Raw genomic sequence first — 1,609 nt, forward strand, 5'->3', positions numbered from 1 at the left:
GGAGCCTCCACCGCACCGTCACGCTCCGTACCACGCAGCGGGCCACCTCGGCCGAGCTCGTGGGCTGTTCGGAGGCCGCCGACTAGGCGGGACGCGCACCGGCGGTTTTGTGCCCGGCAGCGGAGGGTAATCCTTCCGCGCGCCGACAGGCGTTGTTAGAGTCGATATTTCGATCGACGAATCGCCCGCCCAGGAGCTGTGATGTCCGGGTCGGGCCTTCGTTTTTCATCCCCCGCGATACCCCCGAGGAGCACCTGTGACGCAGACCAGCGACACTGTCACCTGGCTGACCCAGGAGGCGTATGACCAGCTCAAGGCCGAGCTGGATCATCTGTCGGGTCCTGCCCGCGTCGAGATCGCCAAGAAGATCGAACAGGCGCGCGAAGAAGGTGACCTCAAGGAGAACGCCGGGTACCACGCGGCCAAGGAGGAGCAGGGGAAGATGGAGGCGCGGGTGCGCCAGCTGACGCAGCTCCTGGAGAGCGCGCAGGTCGGCGAGGCCCCGGCCGACACGGGCGTCGTCGCCCCCGGCATGGTCGTCACGATCGCCTTCGACGGCGACGAGGACGACACGATGACCTTCCTCCTCGCCTCCCGCGAGTTCGCCACCTCGGACATCGAGACCTACTCCCCGCAGTCCCCCCTCGGCTCGGGCGTCAACGGCAAGAAGGCCGGCGAGGACGCCGAGTACACGCTGCCCAACGGCAGCACGGCACACGTGAAGATCCTGGAGGCCAAGCCCTACCAGGCCGCCTAGGCGACCCGCCGTGCCCAACCGCCTGGCCGCCGAGAGCTCGCCCTGCCTGCTGCAGCACGCGGACAACCCCGTGGACTGGTGGCCCTGCCACCGGTCCCGGTGCGCCGACCGAACCCGTAGGTGCCGAGCAGGTGTGATGCCATGGCACGCTGCGCTCCCGGGGTGTGGGCTGCCGAGGGCACAGGTCCCTCAACGCCTTGATCGCCGTTGGCACATCGAGGAACACCCTGGCCGCCGCAGCCCACACGGTGAAGCTCGCGAGCGCCGCGGCTGCCGCTGGCGCACCGGAACGATCGACGAGCAGGTATGCGAGCAGGCCGATCGCGGCTGAGGCAAGCCCGCTGACCGACATCCACAGAAGACCCGGATGCCTGAGCGCGTTGACGAATTCCAGGCAGGCGCAGAGCGAGCCGACGAGGACGGCGGCTTACGCGAGCGGGAGCGGTGAGCTGAGCGCAGCGCGCGGCGTCGGGCGCGTGTGGAGGCGGCCGAAGGGTGGCCCTGCACGCCTCACGCGCCGAGGTGGTGTGGGATGAGGGCAGTGGCCGCTTCGGCGTCACTGCCCACGCCCCGTGCGGACGCAGTAAGACGTCCCGACCGGGGCGTCTTGCCTGGCTCTCTCACAGGTGCGCCCGGGGCCAGTCGATGCGAAACCTCATCCATGCGCTGAAAGGCGAGCGACCATGACAGGTGGTGGCAATCCGTGCTGCTCCTACGACCTGGATACTGCTGCGCTCCCGACAACAGGCGTCGGCCGTCCTCGCACTTGCGCCCCGGCCACACCTGCACCGAGCTCGCCGCCGGTTTCGGCCTCAGCACACGAGCCTTCTTGTGCGGTCAGACAGTTCCCAG

General features: G+C 69.0%; 1 protein-coding gene and 1 pseudogene. Both read left to right on the forward strand.

Annotated elements, in window-relative coordinates:
* Nucleotides 1-256 precede the first annotated feature (256 nt).
* A complete protein-coding gene (greA, locus tag D7231_RS34565; protein ID WP_120760301.1) occupies nt 257-757 on the forward strand; it encodes a transcription elongation factor GreA in 501 nt (166 codons plus the stop codon).
* Nucleotides 758-767: 10 nt separating this feature from the next.
* Nucleotides 768-878 (forward strand): annotated as a pseudogene (locus tag D7231_RS34570) (DUF255 domain-containing protein); the annotation flags it as partial.
* Nucleotides 879-1,609: the final 731 nt, after the last annotated feature.

Origin of the sequence: Streptomyces klenkii (assembly GCF_003626645.1) — a bacterium.
Classification (GTDB): domain Bacteria; phylum Actinomycetota; class Actinomycetes; order Streptomycetales; family Streptomycetaceae; genus Streptomyces; species Streptomyces klenkii.